Annotated in this window: 15 protein-coding genes; 13 read left to right on the forward strand and 2 right to left on the reverse strand. The window is 62.7% G+C overall.

What is annotated here, in order from left to right; genetic code table 11:
* The first annotated feature begins 67 nt into the window (after positions 1-67).
* From dusB to HS961_RS06835, 5 genes are all read left to right on the forward strand, one after another.
* Positions 68-1,141: a tRNA dihydrouridine synthase DusB gene (gene dusB, locus HS961_RS06815; protein WP_182326990.1), complete on the forward strand. Its 1,074-nt coding sequence runs from the start codon at positions 68-70 to the stop codon at positions 1,139-1,141.
* Entirely contained in the window at positions 1,138-1,371 is a 234-nt protein-coding gene (locus HS961_RS06820) for a Fis family transcriptional regulator (RefSeq protein WP_021027292.1), read from the forward strand. The genes dusB and HS961_RS06820 overlap by 4 nt, the downstream gene beginning before the upstream one ends.
* Before the next feature lie 77 nt (positions 1,372-1,448).
* Positions 1,449-3,047 (forward strand): bifunctional phosphoribosylaminoimidazolecarboxamide formyltransferase/IMP cyclohydrolase, encoded by a 1,599-nt coding sequence (gene purH / locus HS961_RS06825; protein WP_182326991.1) that lies wholly within the window; start codon positions 1,449-1,451, stop codon positions 3,045-3,047.
* Positions 3,048-3,185: 138 nt separating this feature from the next.
* Positions 3,186-3,674, forward strand: a complete 489-nt coding sequence (locus tag HS961_RS06830) for a c-type cytochrome (RefSeq protein WP_182326992.1) — start codon at positions 3,186-3,188, stop codon at positions 3,672-3,674.
* Between the two features lie 146 nt (positions 3,675-3,820).
* On the forward strand, positions 3,821-4,528 hold the full coding sequence (locus tag HS961_RS06835; protein ID WP_182326993.1) for a Bax inhibitor-1 family protein: 708 nt from the start codon (positions 3,821-3,823) through the stop codon (positions 4,526-4,528).
* Between the two features lie 85 nt (positions 4,529-4,613).
* Here the strand turns inward: HS961_RS06835 and hemL are convergent, their stop codons facing one another.
* Both hemL and thiD read right to left on the reverse strand, forming a co-directional pair.
* Positions 4,614-5,912: a glutamate-1-semialdehyde 2,1-aminomutase gene (hemL, locus tag HS961_RS06840; protein ID WP_182326994.1), complete on the reverse strand. Its 1,299-nt coding sequence runs from the start codon at positions 5,910-5,912 to the stop codon at positions 4,614-4,616.
* A 68-nt stretch (positions 5,913-5,980) separates the two neighbouring features.
* A complete protein-coding gene (gene thiD, locus HS961_RS06845) occupies positions 5,981-6,934 on the reverse strand; it encodes a bifunctional hydroxymethylpyrimidine kinase/phosphomethylpyrimidine kinase (RefSeq protein ID WP_238347816.1) in 954 nt (317 codons plus the stop codon).
* A gap of 305 nt (positions 6,935-7,239) precedes the next feature.
* Here thiD and HS961_RS06850 point away from each other — a divergent pair, with 305 nt between their 5' ends.
* The 8 genes from HS961_RS06850 to HS961_RS06885 all read left to right on the forward strand — a co-directional run bounded on the left by HS961_RS06850 (position 7,240) and on the right by HS961_RS06885 (position 19,207).
* Positions 7,240-7,626, forward strand: coding sequence for a response regulator (locus HS961_RS06850; RefSeq protein ID WP_021027286.1), 387 nt, complete (start codon positions 7,240-7,242; stop codon positions 7,624-7,626).
* Positions 7,627-7,635: 9 nt separating this feature from the next.
* Positions 7,636-8,001 (forward strand): response regulator, encoded by a 366-nt coding sequence (locus HS961_RS06855; RefSeq protein WP_272956290.1) that lies wholly within the window; start codon positions 7,636-7,638, stop codon positions 7,999-8,001.
* A gap of 3 nt (positions 8,002-8,004) precedes the next feature.
* A complete protein-coding gene (locus HS961_RS06860; RefSeq protein WP_182326996.1) occupies positions 8,005-8,532 on the forward strand; it encodes a chemotaxis protein CheW in 528 nt (175 codons plus the stop codon).
* Positions 8,533-8,570: 38 nt separating this feature from the next.
* Complete coding sequence (locus tag HS961_RS06865; RefSeq protein ID WP_238347817.1) at positions 8,571-10,838, forward strand: methyl-accepting chemotaxis protein; 2,268 nt, start codon at positions 8,571-8,573, stop codon at positions 10,836-10,838.
* Between the two features lie 45 nt (positions 10,839-10,883).
* Complete coding sequence (locus HS961_RS06870; protein WP_182326998.1) at positions 10,884-17,261, forward strand: Hpt domain-containing protein; 6,378 nt, start codon at positions 10,884-10,886, stop codon at positions 17,259-17,261.
* A 114-nt stretch (positions 17,262-17,375) separates the two neighbouring features.
* Positions 17,376-17,984 carry a YqgE/AlgH family protein gene (locus tag HS961_RS06875; protein ID WP_182326999.1) on the forward strand — a complete coding sequence of 203 codons (609 nt, stop codon included), beginning with the start codon at positions 17,376-17,378 and terminating at the stop codon, positions 17,982-17,984.
* Positions 17,981-18,430 carry a Holliday junction resolvase RuvX gene (gene ruvX / locus HS961_RS06880; RefSeq protein WP_182327000.1) on the forward strand — a complete coding sequence of 150 codons (450 nt, stop codon included), beginning with the start codon at positions 17,981-17,983 and terminating at the stop codon, positions 18,428-18,430. The genes HS961_RS06875 and ruvX overlap by 4 nt, the downstream gene beginning before the upstream one ends.
* 21 nt (positions 18,431-18,451) lie before the next feature.
* Positions 18,452-19,207, forward strand: a complete 756-nt coding sequence (locus HS961_RS06885; protein WP_182327001.1) for a lysophospholipid acyltransferase family protein — start codon at positions 18,452-18,454, stop codon at positions 19,205-19,207.

Raw genomic sequence — 19,207 nt, forward strand, 5'->3', positions numbered from 1 at the left:
AATCTGCCCCTTCCCCTCACCACAACATCCAGCACTTCGGTGGCGAAGTGCTCGCTTTTTGCATTCCATGTCCGTCCGCATCGGTCCCTATACTCTGGCCAACAACGTGTTTGTGGCGCCCATGGCGGGCGTGACGGACAGGCCTTTTCGCCAGCTGTGCAAGGCGCTGGGGGCGGGGTATGCCGTGAGCGAGATGGTCACCAGCCGCAAGGACCTGTGGGACAGCCTCAAGACCAGCCGCCGCGCCAACCATGTCGGCGAGCCCGGGCCGATCTCGGTGCAGATCGCAGGCACCGATGCGCCAATGATGGCCGAGGCAGCGGTCTACAACATTGAGCGCGGCGCGCAGATCATCGACATCAACATGGGTTGCCCAGCCAAGAAGGTCTGCAACAAATGGGCAGGCTCGGCGCTGATGCAGAACGAGCCCCTGGCGCTGGAGATTGCCGCTGCTGTGGTGGAGGCTGCGGCCCCCCATGGCGTGCCGGTGACCCTCAAGATGCGCACCGGCTGGAGCGATGACCACAAGAACGCCGTGCAGCTGGCGCGCCAGTTTGAGCAGGCGGGCATCCAGATGCTCACCGTGCATGGGCGCACGCGCGAGCAGGGTTACCGGGGCCTGGCGGAGTACGACACGATCCGTGCCGTCAAACAGGCGGTGTCGGTGCCGGTGGTCGCCAATGGCGATATCACCAGCCCGGCCAAGGCACGCGATGTGCTGGCCTTTACCGGAGCGGACGCGGTGATGGTGGGGCGCGCGGCCCAGGGCCGCCCCTGGATTTTTCGCGAGATCGTGCATTTTCTGCAGACCGGCGAGCTGCTGGCGCCGCCTTTGGTGGCCGAGCTGCGCCGCCATCTGCTGGAGCACCTGCAGCACCACTATGCGCTGTATGGCGAGAGCACAGGCGTGCGCTCGGCGCGCAAGCACATTGCCTGGTATGTGCGCGATCTTCCGGGGGGCGATGCGTTCAGGCGCGAGATGAATCTGATTGAAAACAGTGCGGCGCAATGGCAGGCTGTAGCCGATTACCTGCTGGCCCTCGGGCAGCAGATGGACCGGCTGCCTGGCGCAGCGCAAGCACAAGAGGCCAGCGGGAGTGCGATGGCCCAAGCAACAACAATGAGTGATGATTTTGTATGAGTAAGACGACGATTGAGCAGTCCGTGCGGGACAGCCTGCAGACCTATTTCCAGGATCTGGAAGGCGAAGTGCCGGACCGCGTGTACGAGATGGTGGTGCGCATGGTGGAGCGCCCGATGCTGGAGGTGGTGATGAACCACGCCGACAACAACCAGTCGCGTGCGGCCGAATGGCTGGGCCTGAACCGCAACACCCTGCGCAAGAAGCTGGTCGAGCACAAGATGCTCTGAACCCCCAATGAATTCAGTGCTGCTTGCGCCCGCTGCGCAAGCGGCACAAGCCTGTTTCTATCTTTGAAGTGATTGACATGAAAGCCCTGATTTCCGTTTCCGACAAAACCGGTATTGTCGAGTTTGCCCAGGCCCTGCACGCGCTGGGAGTACAACTGCTGTCCACCGGCGGCACCGCCAAGCTGCTGGCTGACAAGGGTCTGCCAGTCACCGAGGTGGCCGAGGTCACCCGCTTCCCCGAGATGCTCGACGGCCGCGTCAAGACCCTGCACCCGATGGTGCATGGCGGCCTGCTGGCCCGCCGCGAACTGCCCGAGCACATGGCGGCGCTGAAGGAACACGGCATTGAGACCATCGACCTGCTGGTGGTGAACCTCTACCCCTTTGAAGCGACCGTGGCCAAGGCCGGTTGCACCTTGGCCGATGCCATCGAGAACATCGACATCGGTGGCCCTGCGATGGTGCGCTCCGCTGCCAAGAACTGGAAGGATGTGGGCGTGATCACCGCCGCCGACCAGTACGATGCCGTGCTCGCCGAGTTGAAAGCCGCTGGCAAACTGTCCGACAAGCTGCGCTTTGCGCTGTCGGTGGCCGCATTCAACCGCATCAGCCAGTATGACGGCGCGATCAGCAACTACCTGTCGTCGGTCACGTTCGAAGACGAAAAGCTGTCCGAGGAATACGTGCCCGAGCGTGCCGCCTTCCCCGGCCAGAGCAACGGCCAGTTCATCAAGATCCAGGATCTGCGCTATGGCGAAAACAGCCACCAGCAAGCTGCCTGGTACCGCGATCTGTACCCCGCACCCGGCTCGCTGGCCACGGGCGTGCAGCTGCAAGGCAAGGAACTGAGCTACAACAACATCGCCGATGCCGATGCCGCCTGGGAATGCGTCAAGAGCTTTGACGTGCCGGCCTGCGTGATCGTCAAGCACGCCAACCCTTGCGGCGTGGCCGTGGGTGCTGATGCGTTTGAAGCCTACTCCAAGGCCTTCCAGACCGACCCGACCAGCGCTTTTGGCGGCATCATCGCCTTCAACCGCGCAGTGGACAAGGCAGCGGCCGAGGCCGTGTCCAAGCAGTTCGTCGAGGTGCTGATGGCCCCAGACTTCAGCGCTGAGGCGTTGGAGATCTTCAAGTCCAAGGTCAATGTGCGGCTGATGAAGCTGGCGCTGCCTGCGGGTGGCAAGACCGATTGGGAGCAAGGCCGCAACGCCATTGAATCCAAGCGCGTGGGCTCGGGCATTCTGCTGCAGACCGCCGACAACCATGAGCTGCAACTGGCCGACCTGAAGGTCGTCACCATTAAGCAGCCGACCCCAGAAGAACTGCAAGACCTGCTGTTTGCCTGGAAGGTCGCCAAGTTCGTCAAGTCCAATGCCATCGTGTTCTGCAAGAACGGCATGACCATGGGCGTGGGTGCGGGCCAGATGTCGCGCCTGGATTCGGCACGTATCGCGTCGATCAAGGCAGAAGCGGCCAAGCTCTCGCTGCAGAACACCGTCGTCGCGTCGGATGCTTTCTTCCCCTTCCGTGACGGCCTGGATGTCGTCGTCGATGCCGGCGCCACCTGCGTGGCCCAGCCTGGTGGCTCGATGCGCGACCAGGAAGTGATCGATGCCGCCAATGAGCGCGGCGTGGCCATGGTGTTTACCGGTGTGCGCCACTTCCGCCATTGATAGTTCATGCGGCGCCTGCCAAGGCGCTGCCGCTATTGGCTGCGGGCGGGTTGACCTTGCTTGAAGCCATTCCCATGCGCCGGCAACCCTCGGGTTCGCCGGCTTGTTTTCAGCGCCGACCCCAAGCCTCTCCCAGCCATGAGCGATCCGCAGCACCAAGACCCGCCTCCCGAATCTGACCTGGACAACGAACCACCGCGCCGCTCGCGCTGGCTGGGTGTGTTGATCGTGGCCTTTGCACTGGTGGTGGGCCTGGGCATGCTCAATATTGGCCGGCTGATCATCCGGCCCAAGCCAGAGGTCACGGCCGCTGACCGCCTGGTTGAAGCCAGCCCCCAGCTGCAAAAAGGGCGCGATCTGGTCACCCGGGGCGGGGACTGCATGCGTTGCCACACGGTAGAGCTGGATATCGTGGGCCCGGGTTTCAGAAACATCGCCAAGCGCTATGCGGGCCGTGACGACGCCGTGCCTTACCTGGCGAGCAAGATCCGCGAAGGCAGCGTCGGCGAATGGGGCCGTATCGTGATGCCGCGCCACCCGCAGGTCACACAAGAGCAGGCCGAACTGATGGCCGCTTGGCTGATGGCGCTGGGCCCTCCCAAGGACCCTGCCGCCAGCCCGCCTTGATGACGGCGCTTGCAAACCATTCTCATGCCCGCTGCAGCGGGCTTTTTTGCGCACGGGCGGCAATGTCCGTAGGCGGGGTCTGGAAAGGCCATGCTTTGTAAAGCAAATCTGCGATACTGCCACGACATAGACCTGAAGGAGGATGCATGAACTTTCCCGAATACGCCGGCCACGGAGGCCTTTCTGAGGCGAACAGCCGTGGTCAATTTATCAAGGCGGCCTACAGCCATCTGGCGGTGGCCATCTTGGCTTTTGCCGTGCTGTCGTTTGGCCTGTACGCCAGCGGCGCATCGTTTGCGATGCTGAAAATGCTGGGCGTCAGCAAGTGGGGCTGGCTGGCTGTCATGGGCGCCTTCATGGTTGTGGCCTGGCTGGCCACCAATGCGGCAGACAATTCCGAAAGCACCGGCGTTCAGTATCTGGCGCTGGGCGGCTTTGTATTCGCTGAGTCGCTGATCTTCGCGCCCATGCTGGCCATGGCCAGCATCGTGGCACCGGGCTCGATCCAGGCTGCCTCGGTCGCCACGCTGGCCTTGGTGGCGGGTTTGACCTTCACCGCATTCACCAGCAAGAAGGACTTCTCCTTCCTGGGCGGTTTCCTGAAGATTGGTGGCCTGGTGGCCATCGGCATCATCCTGGCCGGCGTCGTGTTCGGCTTTAAGCTGGGCATCTGGTTCTCCGGCGCGATGGTGCTGTTTGCTGGCGCTTGCGTGCTGTATGACACCTCGCAGATCATGCGCCACTACCCTGCAGACCGCCCCGCTGGCGCTGCGCTGCACCTGTTTGCCTCAGTGGCCATGCTGTTCTGGTATGTGCTGCGCCTGATCATGCAACTGGGCGGCAGCGACGACTGATTGCCTGCGACAGACCACAAAAAACCTCGGCATGCCGAGGTTTTTTTGTGCCTGCCAGTTGCCTGGCGAAGGGGAGTAAGCGGCTTTACAAGGTCTTGAAAACTTCGCGGGCGGCTTCGATGGTGGCCTGGATGTCGGCATCGGTATGCGCGCTGCTGACAAAGCCCGCCTCGTACAGCGCCGGTGCAAAGTAGTGGCCGCGCGACAGCATGCCGTGGAAGAACTTGTTGAACAGCGGCTTGTCGCTCTTCATCACCGCTTCGTAGTGGCTGGGCAGCTCGGGCAGCAGGAAGAAGCCGAACAGGCCGCCCTGGTGGTCCACGCTGAAAGGCACGCCAGCCGCATCGGCCTCGGCCTTGAGGCCCGCCATCAGCTGGCCCGTCTTGGCATGCAGCGCCTCATGGAAGCCGGGCTGGCTGATCAAGGCCAGGGTCTGCAGACCGCAGGCGGTGGCAATCGGGTTGCCCGACAAGGTGCCCGCCTGGTAGACGGGGCCCAGCGGCGAGAGTTTTTCCATGATCTCGCGGCGCGCACCAAAGGCCGCCATTGGCATGCCGCCGCCAATCACCTTGCCCAGCACGGTGATGTCGGGCTGGAAGCCTGGAATCTGCTGCGCATACAGGCTCTGGGCGCTGCCTAAGGCAACACGGAAGCCGGTCATCACCTCGTCGTAGATCAACAAGGCGCCGTGTTCCTTGGTCAGCTCGCTGATGCGGCGGGTAAAGGCGGTGCTGGCGCGCACAAAGTTCATGTTGCCGGCGATCGGCTCCATGATCACGCAGGCGATCTGGCCCTCGTACTTGGCAAAGGCTTCTTCCAGCTGCTCGATATCGTTGTATTCCAGAACGATGGTGTCCTGCACCACATGCTCGGGCACGCCGGCGGACGACGAGGCGCCAAAGGTTGCCAGGCCGGAGCCAGCCTTGACCAGCAGCGCATCGGCATGGCCGTGGTAGCAACCGTTGAACTTGAGGATCTTGTTGCGGCCGGTGTAGCCCCGGGCGAGGCGGATGGCGCTCATGCCCGCCTCGGTGCCGGAGCTGACCAGGCGCACCATGTCCATTGAGGGCATGAGTGCCAGGATGGCTTCTGATAGCGCGATCTCGCGCTCGGTGGGGGCACCGAAGGAGAAGCCCTCCAGCAGGGCCGCTTGCACAGCGCTCAGCACCTGCGGATGGCCATGGCCCAAAATCATCGGCCCCCAGGAGCCGATGTAGTCCACATACTGTTTGTCATTCGCATCAAACAGGTGGGCGCCTTGGGCGCGGGCGATGAAGGCGGGCGTGCCGCCGACCGCATTGAAGGCCCGCACGGGCGAGTTCACGCCACCGGGGATGACCTGGCGGGCACGTTCGAACAACTGGGCGTTTTTATCAATCGACATAGGGGCTCACAACTAGACTGGCCTTGGATTGTCGGCCAATCGACAGCACGGGGCTGTCAAATCGGTATTCACTGCAGTGTATTGCGCAGGTTTTGGGTGCTGCCGGCCGTGCCGTCGGCGTCCTCGGGCTCTTCCTCGCCCGCTTCCTCGCCCGCTTCTTCCTCGTCTTCGTCATCGGCATGCACCCAGAAGAGGCGGTCGGGAATGGTCTTGCCCATGCCGGGGCGCAGCCCGCCTTCAAGGCATTTGTCCAGGTAGGTCATGGCCTCGGCCGTCGCATCGCTCAGGGGCACCTCGGTGGCGAGCAAGGCGGTCAGCGCGGCGCTGAGGGTGTCGCCGGCACCGATGTACTCGGTTTCGAACAGCTCGAACTCGCCGCTGCCATAGATGGTGTCAGCCGAGGCGAGCACGTTTTCCACATGCTGGTCATGGGTGGGAATGCCAGTCACCAGCACAAAGGGCACGCCGTGTTCGGCAGCGGCCTTGGCAATATCGCGGGGGCTGGGGCGGTGTTCGGAGGTGCGGTCGGGTAGCAGCCAGCGCCACAGCAGGCCATAGGCGCCGACCAGTACCGTTACTTGCGGCAACAGCAGTTCCTGGTAGGCATCCAGGTAGTCATCAATCAGTTCACTGTCCCACCAGGCCATACCGGTGACATAAGCCACCACCGGCAGATCCGGGTAGTCGATGGTTACTTCTGCACACACTCGTACATTTTCGATCGATCCCAGAAAGCCCAATTTGATCGCGCGGATCGGAATATCCTGCAAAACAGTCTGCGCCTGTTGTTGTACCGCATCATCTGGCAGCGCATAAAAATCGATGGTGTCGAGCGTATCGCGGATCAGGGCACCGGTGACCACGGTGCAAGGGTGGCCACCCATGGAGGCCACGGCCAGTGCATCGGCATTGGTCCCGCCTGCGCCACTGGGGTCATTGGCGTTGAAACACAGGATACTGGCGGTATCAATGGTGGCGGCCAAGGTGCTCTCGCTCGGGCTGGATTCTGGCTGGTTTGTCAAGGAGGATGTCATAGGTCAACGAGATAGGGCACATTGATGCAGGAATCACCGTCAAAACTGTGTTGAAAAGCTACAATCGTTGCATTCTATGTAAAGCCTCTGTAAGCTTTTCAAAATTAGGAGCAGGGACGACGGGTGCAGTGTACGCGCAGTGGTGCAAAATGCATCTCCAGCACATGTGGATTCGTCGAAGAAAAATTGCCAATAGGGCGCATGTGATCAATGCAAACGGGTGGGAGGGGCTTTGTCAGCCTTGGCTGCCGCGTGCATTCACATTTCATGACATGCAATGAGGAGGGTGGCCGGTGACAGTTTCCGCAGACAACTTCAAGGTATTGGTGGTTGACGATAGCAATACCATTCGCAGAAGTGCTGAGATTTTTCTGAAGCAAGGCGGCTATGAAGTGCTGCTTGCCGAAGATGGCTTCGATGCCCTCTCCAAAATCAACGATTTCAAGCCGGACATGGTGTTTTGCGACATCCTGATGCCCAAACTGGACGGCTACCAAACCTGCGCCATCGTCAAGCGCAATGATGCTTTTGCATCAACACCCGTGGTCATGTTGTCGTCCAAGGACGGCGTCTTTGACAAGGCCCGGGGACGGATGGTGGGTTGTGAAGACTACCTCACCAAGCCATTTACCAAAGATCAATTACTGGAAACCGTCGGACGTTTCGTTGCCGAGCGTTAAGGAGGGGTCGTGCCTATTCAAAAAGTTCTTATCGTTGATGATTCAAAAACTGAGTTGATGTTTTTGAGTGATCTGCTTGTACGCCAGGGTATGGTGGTGCGCACTGCGCAAAATTCGGACGAGGCCATGCTGCGCCTGTCCGAAGAGCGCCCTGACCTGATCCTGATGGATGTAGTGATGCCGGGACAAAACGGCTTTCAGCTGACCCGTCTGATTACCCGCACGCCGGAATATGCCGATATTCCGATCATCATGTGCACCAGCAAGAATCAGGAAACCGACCGGGTCTGGGGCATGCGCCAAGGCGCACGTGGCTATGTGACCAAGCCGGTGGATCCGGCCGAACTCAAGGCCAAGATCGAGGCGCTGGGATAAGGCATGGCACAGCGCGAAGACTTGCGAGAGCTGCAAACCCGTCTGGCCGATCGCCTGAGCCAGGCCCGCAACCAGACAGCGGTTGGTGCCTCGTGGCTGGCCGTCAAGATCAGTGGCAAGAACTTTCTGCTGCCTTTGAGCCAGTCCGGCGAAGTGCTGGGCTGGAGCGGGGTGGAGCCTGTACCTTATACGAAGCCCTGGATGCTCGGCGTGACCAGCATCCGGGGTATTTTGTTGACGGTGGTGGATTTGGCCCGCATGTTGGGCTTGCCCGCCGCGCGCAGTGAGCAGGTGTTCGCCGGGGCCTCGGTCGTCGCGCTCAACCCCATGATGGGCGTCAATGCCGCACTGTTTGTCGAGCAGCTGGAAGGCTTGCGCGGCAGCAATGATTTTTCGCAATCCAAAGACAAACCGGCCGATGCGCCGGAATTTTTTGGTGCGCTCTATACATCCGCCAGTGGCGAGCAGTGGCAGGAACTCAACCTGCAGCTGCTGGCCAATGCGCCAGATTTTCTCGATATCACGGTTTAGTGCGGGGCTTCCGCGGCGTCATCCTTTTCAGTATTTGTATGTTCAACAAACTATTCAAACGCAAAGAAGAAGCGGCAGACCCAGGTGTCAGCATCTTTCCAGATGGTGACCAGGTAATGCTTTCCGAAGGCTCGACCGGCGACGGCGTGCCATCAGCGAAGAGCGCTGGCAGCGCGTCCGGCGCCGCTGCGCAGGACGACTACATGGTCCAGCTGGTCGACGGCGAAGCCGTTGGCGAAGATCTGGTAACCCTGCCGGTGCTCGGCACGGCTCCGGCTGCCAAGCACCAAAAGAACCTGCTGACCATCGTGGTCGTGGGTCTGGTGGTGTTCTTTGCACTGGCGGTCTGGGCGATCTTGCAGTCCCGCACCACCGGCGGCCAGTTGGCCGCCACCAGCCAGGCCTTGACCCAGTCGCAGCGCTTGGCCAAATCGGTGGGCCAGGCCGTCAACGGTAATGAACTGGCCTTCGTCGAAGTGGCGGAAGCCTCGTCGATTCTGAAGAAGAGCATCGACGGCTTGAACATGGGCTCGGAAGACCCCGCGATCAAGTCGCTGGGAAGCTCCTACGCCGAGGTGCTGGCGCCACTGGTGGAAGCCTCGGACCGCACTGCGAGCAAGAGCGATGCCGTGGTCAAGCAAAAAGCCTCGCTGGTCGCAATGAACAAAGACTTGCAGGCTATTCACAAAAACACCCAGACCCTGCTCGAGCTGAGCGAGGCCGTGGTGAGCCTGAAGCTGCAACAAGCAGCGCCGCCTGCTGAAATTGCAGCAGCCAGCCAGCTGGCCATGCTGACCCAGCGTATCGGCAAGTCGGCCAACGACTTCCAAAGCGCCTCGGGTGCCAATGCCGAAGCGGTGTTCTTGCTGGGCAAGGATTTGAACACCTTCAAGGAAATCGTCGCCGGCCTGCTCAACGGCAGCGCCGAGTTGCGCCTGAGCCCCGCCCGTGATGGCGCTGTGCGTGACAAGCTGCAAGAGCTGTCGGCCCAGTACGACATCACCTTGAAGGACGGCTCTTCGGTGCTGAGCAACCTCAAGGGCATCTCGGAAGCGCGCGAGGCGGAAGTCTCGATCCAGTCCGCCAGCGATCCGCTGCGCAAGGGCCTGGAAGTGCTGCAGGCGGACCTGAACAGCTGGTCTGACCGTGTCTGGCTGTACCTTGTCGGCATTGTGCTGGCTGCGTTGCTGGTGGGCTTGGGTGTCTGGGGCCTGGTGCGTTTGCAGCTGGCCGACAGCTCGAACCGCCGCCGTTCTGCAGAAGCGCTGCAACAAGAAGCGACCCGCCAGGAGCAGGAGGCCAAGCGCCTCAACGACGCCAACCAGGCCGCCATTTTGCGTTTGATGAACGAACTGCAATCGGTGGCTGAAGGGGATCTGACCCAGGAAGCCACCGTGACCGAGGACATCACCGGCGCGATTGCCGACTCGGTGAACTACACGGTGGAAGAGCTGCGCATGCTGGTGGGCAGCGTGCAGAACACGGCAACCCGCGTGGCGCAAACCACTTCGACCGTGGATGCCACCTCGACCGAGCTGTTGGCCGCATCGACCGAGCAGCTGCGCGAGATTCGCGAAACCGGCAAGTCCATTCTGGACATGGCAACCCGTATTAACCTCGTGTCGTCCCAGGCGCAGGAGTCGGCATCGGTGGCGCGCAAATCGCTGATGGCTGCCGAGTCCGGTCTGCAAGCGGTGGACAACGCGATCGGTGGTATGAACTCCATCCGTGACCAGATCCAGGACACCTCCAAGCGTATCAAGCGCCTGGGTGAGTCTTCGCAGGAAATTGGTGAAATTACCGACCTGATCTCGGACATTACCGAACAGACCAACGTGCTGGCGCTGAATGCCGCTATTCAAGCCGCCTCGGCCGGTGAAGCCGGTCGCGGCTTCTCGGTGGTGGCCGAAGAAGTGCAGCGTCTGGCGGAACGTTCCGCCGATGCAACGCGCCAGATCTCGGTGCTGGTGAAAGCCATTCAGACCGACACCCAGGATGCCGTGGCCGCTATGGAGCGCTCGACCCAGGGTGTGGTGGAAGGGGCCCGTCTGTCCGACAGCGCCGGTACTGCACTGAACGAAATTGACCGCGTGTCGCGCGAACTGGCGGATCTGATTCAACAGATTTCCCGTTCTGCATCCGACGAAGCGGTTCAGGCCAACGATGTGGCGGAGAATATCCAGCATATTTTTGCGGTGACGGAGCAGACCAGTGATGGAACCCGTACCACGGCGCAGCAGGTGCGTGAGCTGTCGCAAATGGCCGAGGAGCTGCGCCAGTCGGTGTCTCGGTTCAAGATTGCCTGACCGATGCCTGCTGTTTAATTTTGACCCGCAATCGGGGACTGTTGCATGTCTATAGCTATCGAAAATAAAGCGGAAAACGCGCAGCCAACAGAAGAGAGGGATCTCGGGCCATTGGCATGGATCAATGACGAGGTTCGCCGGTCATTGGAATCCACGGTCAAGGCATTGCTTCGTTACAGCCGGGATGTGGAAACGGCCAAGGTATCGGATCTGGAAGCCATCGATACCACCGGTATCCGGGTAGCCAAGCAGTACCTGCACCAGGTCAAGGGTGCCTTGCAGATGGTGGGTATTGACCAGGGCGCAGAACTGGTCGGTCTTATGGAAGAGGCGGCGCAGCGTTTTGCCGCCAAGCCCCATCTGTGCACCGAGAAATCGGTGGCGCTGATGGAGCGCACCTCGTTTGCACTGTTGGAATACCTGAGCCATGTGCTCAAGGGCCGCAGCGTCTCCTTTGTGGCGCTGTTTCCGCAGTACAAGGAAATGCAGGCCTTCATTGGGGTGGAACGCGTGCACCCCGCCGACCTGTGGCATGGCGACCAGGCACAGCAGGAGCCGCTGACCCCAGCGGTGGCCGTGCTGCTGCTGGACCGCAGTGCGCGTGAGCGCCTCGATTCGGACATGCTGCAGATCATCAAATCTGCCGACAGCCGTGCGGCGCAGGATTTGACGGCAGTCTGCCTGGGCCTGGCCCAGGGCCAGAGCCAAAAACCGTTGAAGCTGTTCTGGAAGGTGGCCGCAGGCTTCTTTGACGCGCTGGCGCACAAGCTGGTCGACCCCGACCTCTATGTGAAGCGCTCGGCGTCACGGGTCATCATGCAGTTTGCTGCGCATGCCAAGGGTGGCAGCGACGTGGACAAGACCCTGCAGCATGAGCTGAATTTTTTCTGTGCCGTGGCGCAGGGCCCTGACGAGGCCAAGGCCACGGTGCTGCAAGCGGTACGTGCCAGCTTGCAGACCGAGGCGCTGCAAGGCGTCAACTACGGCCAGGAACGCTTTGGCCAGTATGACCCGGCCGTGCTCGCCCAGGCGCGCAAGCGCCTGGAGTCCGCCGCCGAGCTCTGGTCCTCGCTCGCCGATGGCGACCGCTACAAGATCAAACCCGTAGCCGACCAGTTCCACCTGATCCGCGAGTCGCTGCACAAGCTGCATATCGGTGCGGACGAGCTGGGGGCGGCGCTGGGCCGCGTGACCGAGCGCCTGGTGAACACCGGCACACCGCCCTCGACCCCGATGGCCATGGAAGTGGCCACGGCCGTGCTGTACCTGCAGGCCAATCTGGAGTCGCTGGACGTCAAGCCCGCGCTGATGCGCGAGCGCGCCGACCGCCTGGCGCAGCGCCTGGACCATGTGCTGGCCGACCAGCCCCCTGAGCCGCTGGAGACCTGGGTCGAAGAGCTGTACCGCCGCGTCAGCGACCACCAGACCATGGGCAGCGTGGTGGATGAACTCCACTCCACCCTGGCCGAAGCTGAAAAGCACCTGGACCAGTATTTCCGCAACCCCGAGGATGTCTCGATGCTGGGCTCGGTCACCGGTTCGCTGTCGCAGATGCGCGGTGTGCTGTCGGTGCTGGGCCTGGACCAGGCGGTGGCTGCCACGCAGCACCTGCGCACGGTGGTGGACCAACTGGCTGCAGGTCAGGTAGCGGATGAAGACAAGCCCGTCGTGTTCGAAAAGCTGGGCAACAGCCTGGGCGCACTGGGCTTCCTGCTCGACATGCTGGGTTATCAGCGCACTCTGGCACGCAAGCTCTTCGTGTTTGATGCAACCAGCGGCGAGCTGCGCATTGTGATGGGCACGCAAAAGGCCGGCGATCTGCCTGCGGCTCCCGTGGCACCCGCGCCGGTTGCAGCCCCTGCTGCACCTGAAGAGCCAGAAGACGATTCCGTCTACTTTGCACCCACCATTCCCGCTCCGCTGTTCGATGCCAGCCCCGCTCCGGCGCCCAAGGCCCCTGCGGTGCTCGCGCCCGATCTGGAGTTTTTTGCGCCCGCCCCGGTGCAGGCCGCTGCCGTGCAAGCACAGCCACCGGTGTCGGAAGAATCGCTGGACGGCGAGCTGCTGGAAATCTTCCTGGAAGAGGCCCAGTCGGTGGTGCAGACCGGCGGGCAGGCATTGCAATCCCTACGCCGCGTGCCGGACGATGCCGAGGCCCTGACCACCTTGCGCCGCGCCTTCCACACCCTCAAGGGCAGCTCGCGCATGGTGGGCTTGGTGCAGTACGGTGATGCCGCCTGGTCGATGGAGCAGGTCCTCAACAGCTGGGTTGCCGAACACAAGCCGGCCAATGCGCCGCTGCTGGCGCTGAGCTCTGAGGCGCTGAACGGCTTTGGCCGCTGGGCCGAGGACATTGGCGCACAGCGCCAGTCCACCTGGAACCCCGATATTTTCCGCATCTCGGCCGATGCCATGCGCCTGGATGGCCTGCATCTGCCGTTGGTGGTGCCTGCCGAAGCAGGCCCACTGACCGAGCTTGCAGCATGGCCAGACGACACGCAGGCCATGGCGCTGGAAGCCGATGCGCCCGCTGCGGTGGACACCGCCGAGCCCCTGGCCGAGCTGGAACTGCCGCCGGAAGAGGCTGCGCCTGCAGCTGCCGCTGACGCCGAGCTGGCGCCGGCCCTGGTCTGGCCGTTGGACGGCATTGATCTGGAGCTGGACCCTGCCGCTGCGCTGGAACCCGCAACTGCGCTCAGCACGCCTTCGGGCCTGGTGCCGCTGTCGATGGCGCCGGAAAGCGCCGAGGAAGTGGACTTCTCCGAGTTTGCGCAGGCCATGGCCAGTGCCGAGGCCAAGACCGCAGAAGTGCAAACGCCAGAGCCCCTGCAGCCGCATGACAGCGCGCTGGACTTTGTGCCGATGGATGCGGACCTGGAGTTTGTGGCCGAGGACACAGCCGCCAAGCTGGAGCCTGCGCCTACCCGTTTGCCGCTGGAACTGCCTTCGCTGGACCTGACGCCCGCGCCTGCTGCACCGCCGCAGCCCGCCAACAGCGCCTTCGATGCCATCGAATTTGCAGACACCATGCTGCCCGAGTTGGAAGCGCTGCCTGAAGCGCCCGTGGCCGAACCCCAGCCTTTGCTGGTGGTGCCCGATGACCTGGTGTTCAACGAGTTCAGCGTGCCGGATCTGGAACCCGTTGCATCGACCCCTGCACAAGCGCTGGAGGCCGTGGAGCCTTTGGAAGCCCTGCAGGCCGAAGCACCCGCCGAGAGCCTGGTGGAGGCTGCGGCCCCCGTAGAACTGCCGGAGCCAGAGACTGTGGTGGCGCCTGCTGCAGCAGAGGAACTGGAAGCGCCGGCCGAACTGCCAGCAGCGCAAGAAACCCCTGCGCAGCCAGAAGCCCAGGCAGAAACAACAGCCCCGGCCGATGCCGACGCCAATGGCGAGGACCCCGCTGAGGCCGTCAATGTGCTGGGCGTGAGCACCGCGCTGTTCAATGTCTACCTGACAGAGGCCGAGAACTGGTCGCACAACCTGGAGAAGGTGCTATACAGCTGGGCCCAGTCGCCCAATCGCAACTTCCCGGAAGACGCGATCGCCTATGCCCATTCGCTGGCAGGCAGCTCGTCCACGGTGGGCTTTGGCTCGCTGTCCGAGTTGGCGCGTGCGCTGGAGCATGCGCTCTCGCATATCCACAACTTCTCCAACCCCGAAGTGGCCTGGCTCAACACCTGCCAGGCGGCGGGCTCGGAGATCCGCAAGCTCTTGCACCAACTGGCGGCCGGTTTTGTCAAACCAGCCAGCGAGATCGTGGTGCAGGACCTGGTCGATATTGCCAACCAGGAAATCAACTCGCAGCTGCACCCACCTTATGGGCTGGTCGATTTCGACGCCGAGCTGTCCGGTTTGGACAAACTGCACGATCTGCAGGAAGTGCAGGAACGTCCTGTGGCAGCCCCCATCGAGCCGCTGCGCAGCTTTGCGCCTGCGCCGGTGGTCGCTGCCGCCTTGTCTTCTGCCGCCTTGCCCGATGTGCTGGAGCTGCGCAACGACGATGCGATTGAAGTGGTCGATGTCATTGATCCGGACCTGTTCCTGATCTTTGAAGAAGAAGCGCAAGAGCTGCTGCCCAAGCTGGGTGCGGCTTTGCGGGAATGGTCGGCCGACCCGATGTACCTGCCGCCGCGCGGCGAGGTGCTGCGCCATCTGCACACCCTCAAGGGCAGTGCGCGACTGGCGGGCGCCATGCGTCTGGGCGAAATGTCCCACCGCATGGAGTCCGAGGTCGAGGACATTGGCACGGAAAACCTGACCGGGCAGGACATCGAGATTCTGCTGGCGCGTTACGACGGTCTGCAGCACGAGTTTGTCGGGCTGCAAGAGCGTGGCAACCAGGTGCTGGCAGAAGGTGCCTTGCCCCAGCAGCTGCCTGCGGCCACCGAGATGGGCGAAGTGGTGGCCGAAGTGGCCGCCAGCACACCGGCCGCGCTGGAAAGCGCTGGCGCTGAACAGGCTGCGCAAGCGGCCGATGCGGCCAACGCCGCCGCTGGCGTGCAGCACAAACCACTGATGCTGCGCATGGCGCCAGTGCGTGCCGCTGCCGGCCAATCGGTGCGGGTGCGCTCGCAGCTGCTGGACCGCCTGGTCAACGAAGCCGGCGAGGTGCTGATTGCCCGTTCGCGGCTGGACATGCGCCTGACCAATATCCGCGCATCGATCAAAGACATGTCGAGCAACCTCGAGCGCTTGCGCAACTTGCTGCGCGATGTGGAGATGCAGGCTGAGTCGCAGATGCAGTCGCGCATGGCGCTAGCCAAGGACTCGGAATCGGGCTTTGACCCGCTGGAGTTCGACCGCTTTACCCGCGTGCAGGAACTCACCCGCATGATGGCCGAATCGGTCAACGACGTGGGCACGGTGCAGCGCAATCTGCAGCGCACGGCCGAAGGCGCCGAAGACGACCTGATTGCACAGGGCCGCCAGGCCCGCGAGCTGCAGCGCGATCTGCTGCGCACGCGCATGGTGGAGTTCGACTCTATCTCCGAGCGCTTGTACGCCATCGTGCGCCAGATCTCCAAGGAGCTGGGCAAACAGGTCAAGCTGGACATCACCGGCGCCTCGATCGAGATCGACCGCGGTGTGCTGGATCGGGTGACCCCGGCCTTCGAGCACTTGCTGCGCAACAGCGTGGCCCACGGTATTGAGCTGCCCGAGGTGCGCAAGGCGCAGGGCAAGGCACCAGTGGGCATCATTGCCATCGATGTGCGCCAGGAAGGCAACGATATCGCGGTGTCCATCCACGACGACGGTGCGGGCCTGCAGCTTGACGCGATCCGCCGCAAGGCGATGCAGTCGGGCCTGATCAGCGCTGATGAAACTTTGGATGTGAATCAGGCCGCGCAGCTGATCTTTGCGCCCGGCTTCTCTACGGCGACCGAGGTGTCCGAGCTGTCGGGCCGCGGTATCGGCATGGACGTGGTGCGTACCGAGATCCAGTCGTTGGGTGGCCACATCGTGACCACCTCGGAGGCTGGCAAGGGCACGCGCTTCCAGATGGTGATGCCGCTGACCACCGCTGTCACCCAAGTGGTGATGATGCGTGCCGGCGACATCAAGTTTGGCGTACCGGCCAATCTGGTGGAGTATGTGCGGCGCGTGCCCAAAGCCCTCATCGAGCAGGCCCACGGTACCGGCACCTACACCGACAACGAACAAGCGCTGCCGTACTACTTTGCTGGTGCCTTGCTGCAGGGCAACCTGCGCAGCACGGAAGAGCCGGAGAAGACCAGTGCGGTCGTGATCCTGCGCTCGGCGACCAAGCGCCTGGCCGTGCACATCGATGAAGTGCTGGGCAACCAGGAAGTTGTGGTCAAGAACCTGGGCCCGCAGCTGGCACGTCTGCCAGGTCTGGCAGGTATGTCGGTGCTGGCTTCCGGCGCGATTGTGTTGATCTACAACCCGGTAGCCTTGTACACCGTGTATGGCCAGCAGATTGCCGACCGCATCGCCCAAGCCGCCGTCCACCCCGAGGTGGCCAAGGCACCGGTGCGCGAGCTGGCTGAGCAGGCCGTGCAGACGCCGTTGGTGCTGGTGGTCGACGACTCCATCACCGTGCGCCGTGTGACCCAGCGTTTGCTGCAGCGCGAAGGCTACCGTGTGGCACTGGCGGCCGATGGCCTGCAGGCACTGGACCGTTTGCGCGAAGAGCGCCCGGTCATGGTGCTGTCGGACATCGAGATGCCGCGCATGGACGGCTTCGAGCTGGTGCGCGAGATCCGCGCCGATGCATCGATGAAGGACCTGCCGGTGGTGATGATCACCTCGCGCATTGCCGACAAGCACCGCGAGCACGCTGCCAGCCTGGGCGTAGACCACTACCTGGGCAAGCCCTATGCCGACGAAGTGTTGCTCTCGCTGGTTCGCCAGTGCGTGCTGGACAACGAGATCAAGGCGGCCGACGCAGCGCCGCTGCAGTGACCGGCATGACTGCCATATGACAAGGGCCGCAGCGATGCGGCCCTTTTTTATGCCTGCCCTCTGCATCCCAGCCGGGCCGCCAAAAGGCCGGCAGCCTGCCCGTACAATGGCCCCATGAGCGCTGAGACTGACACTTCCGGGACCCTGAACCTGACCCACCACTTTCTGATTGCGATGCCTGGCATGCAAGACGAGATGTTTGGCCGCAGCGTGGTCTATGTCTGTGAGCACAGCGACAAAGGCGCGCTGGGCATCATCATCAACAAGCCCTCGGACATCACGATGGGCAAGCTGTTTGACAAGGTCGATCTGCCGCTGCGCCGCGAGGACCTGGAGCTGGAACCGGTGTTCCAGGGCGGCCCGGTCCACACCGAGCGCGGCTTTGTGTTGCATGACCGGATCGTGATTGAGTCGGGCGCCGCCGACGAATCCGCTTATTCCGCGACCTTGACCATTCCCGGCGGGCTGGAGATGACCACCTCGCGCGATGTGCTGGAGGCCCTGTCCACCGGCGCCGGCCCGCACCGGGTGTTGGTGTCCTTGGGCTATTCGACCTGGGGTGAAGGCCAGCTGGAGTCGGAGATCACCGAAAACGCCTGGCTGACCGTGCATGCCGATGCCGCCGTGATTTTTGACACGCCGGTGGCCGAGCGCTATGACACGGCCTTGGCGCTGTTGGGCGTGCAGCCCTGGGCGCTGTCTGCTGCAGCAGGACGTGCATGACGGATGCGGCCACCAAGCCCCTGCTGGATCAGGCGCGCAGCATGCAGAGTTTTATCGCCTTTGACTTTGGCATGAAGCGCACCGGTGCCGCCTTTGGCACCCGCATGCTGGGCACGGCACGGCCGCTGCCCACGATCCATGCCGAGGGCAAAGCCCGTTTCACGCCGATGGAGAGCCTGGTCAGCCAGTGGCAGCCTGATGCGCTGGTGGTCGGCATTCCCTACCACCCCGATGGCGCCGCCCACGAGAACACCACCTTGGCACTGCGTTTTGCGCGCCAGCTGCGTGGCCGCTTTGGCCTGCTGGTGTTTGAGGTGGATGAGCGCTACAGCACCACCGAAGCGCTGGCCAACGGCGCGCGTGATGCGGATGCCGCCTCTGCCTGCATCATTCTTGAACAGTTCATGCGCAGTCTGGATGTCCCGGACCTGGATGCCGCCACCTGATGGCGGCTTTTTAACGTCACCATGCAAGCATTGATTCGCTCCCTGGTCGGCCTGTGGCGCCTTGTGCGCATGGGCCTGCATATCGTTGTCGGTGTCGTAAAGATCTGGCTCACGTTTGGGCGCTTAGGCCATGATGAGCGCAACCGGGCGGTGGAGCGCTGGGCTGGCCAGCTGCTCAAGCTGAGCGGCATTGAGCTGCGGGTGCTGGGTGCCGTGCCCGCGCATGGCCCCTTGCTGATTGTGGCCAACCACCTGTCCTGGCTCGATATCCCGGCCATCCATGCGGCCAAGCATTGCCGCTTTGTCTCCAAGTCCGATGTCAAGGCCTGGCCGGTGATTGGCAGCTTGGCCAGCGCGGCGGGCACCTTGTTCATCGAGCGCAATTCGCGCCGCGATGCGATGCGCACCGTCAGCCGCATGGAAGAGGCGATGCGCAAAGGCGATATCGTCGCCGTCTTCCCCGAAGGCACCACTGGAGACGGCCACCAGCTGCTGCCCTTCCATGCCAACCTGCTGCAATCGGCGATTGCGGCTGAGTCGCCGGTACAGCCCCTGGGCCTGTGTTTTTACGACAAGCAAAGCGGCCAGATGAGCAGCGCCCCTAGTTATGTGGGCGATGAGAGCCTGATCGGCTCCATGTGGCGCACGGTGACGGCCCCACCCTTGGTGGCCCAACTGAACTATGGTGAGCCGCAGCCCCCCGAGGGCCGCAACCGGCGCGATTGGTCGGCCGATCTGCAAGCAGCGGTGAATGTGTTGCGCCAGGTGCAGCGCTAA

This window comes from Comamonas piscis, from assembly GCF_014109725.1.
GTDB classification, from domain to species: Bacteria; Pseudomonadota; Gammaproteobacteria; order Burkholderiales; family Burkholderiaceae_C; genus Comamonas; species Comamonas piscis.

What these genes read in the sequence shown, in the direction of transcription:
- HS961_RS06865 (WP_238347817.1), top strand. Translation starts at nt 8,571, where the DNA reads ATGTTCAACAAACTATTCAAACGCAAAGAAGAAGCGGCAGACCCAGGT.
- ruvX (WP_182327000.1), top strand. Translation starts at nt 17,981, where the DNA reads ATGACGGATGCGGCCACCAAGCCCCTGCTGGATCAGGCGCGCAGCATG.
- HS961_RS06860 (WP_182326996.1), top strand. Translation starts at nt 8,005, where the DNA reads ATGGCACAGCGCGAAGACTTGCGAGAGCTGCAAACCCGTCTGGCCGAT.
- hemL (WP_182326994.1), bottom strand. Translation starts at nt 5,912, where the DNA reads ATGTCGATTGATAAAAACGCCCAGTTGTTCGAACGTGCCCGCCAGGTC.
- HS961_RS06820 (WP_021027292.1), top strand. Translation starts at nt 1,138, where the DNA reads ATGAGTAAGACGACGATTGAGCAGTCCGTGCGGGACAGCCTGCAGACC.
- HS961_RS06875 (WP_182326999.1), top strand. Translation starts at nt 17,376, where the DNA reads ATGAGCGCTGAGACTGACACTTCCGGGACCCTGAACCTGACCCACCAC.
- HS961_RS06885 (WP_182327001.1), top strand. Translation starts at nt 18,452, where the DNA reads ATGCAAGCATTGATTCGCTCCCTGGTCGGCCTGTGGCGCCTTGTGCGC.
- dusB (WP_182326990.1), top strand. Translation starts at nt 68, where the DNA reads ATGTCCGTCCGCATCGGTCCCTATACTCTGGCCAACAACGTGTTTGTG.
- HS961_RS06835 (WP_182326993.1), top strand. Translation starts at nt 3,821, where the DNA reads ATGAACTTTCCCGAATACGCCGGCCACGGAGGCCTTTCTGAGGCGAAC.
- HS961_RS06830 (WP_182326992.1), top strand. Translation starts at nt 3,186, where the DNA reads ATGAGCGATCCGCAGCACCAAGACCCGCCTCCCGAATCTGACCTGGAC.
- HS961_RS06870 (WP_182326998.1), top strand. Translation starts at nt 10,884, where the DNA reads ATGTCTATAGCTATCGAAAATAAAGCGGAAAACGCGCAGCCAACAGAA.
- purH (WP_182326991.1), top strand. Translation starts at nt 1,449, where the DNA reads ATGAAAGCCCTGATTTCCGTTTCCGACAAAACCGGTATTGTCGAGTTT.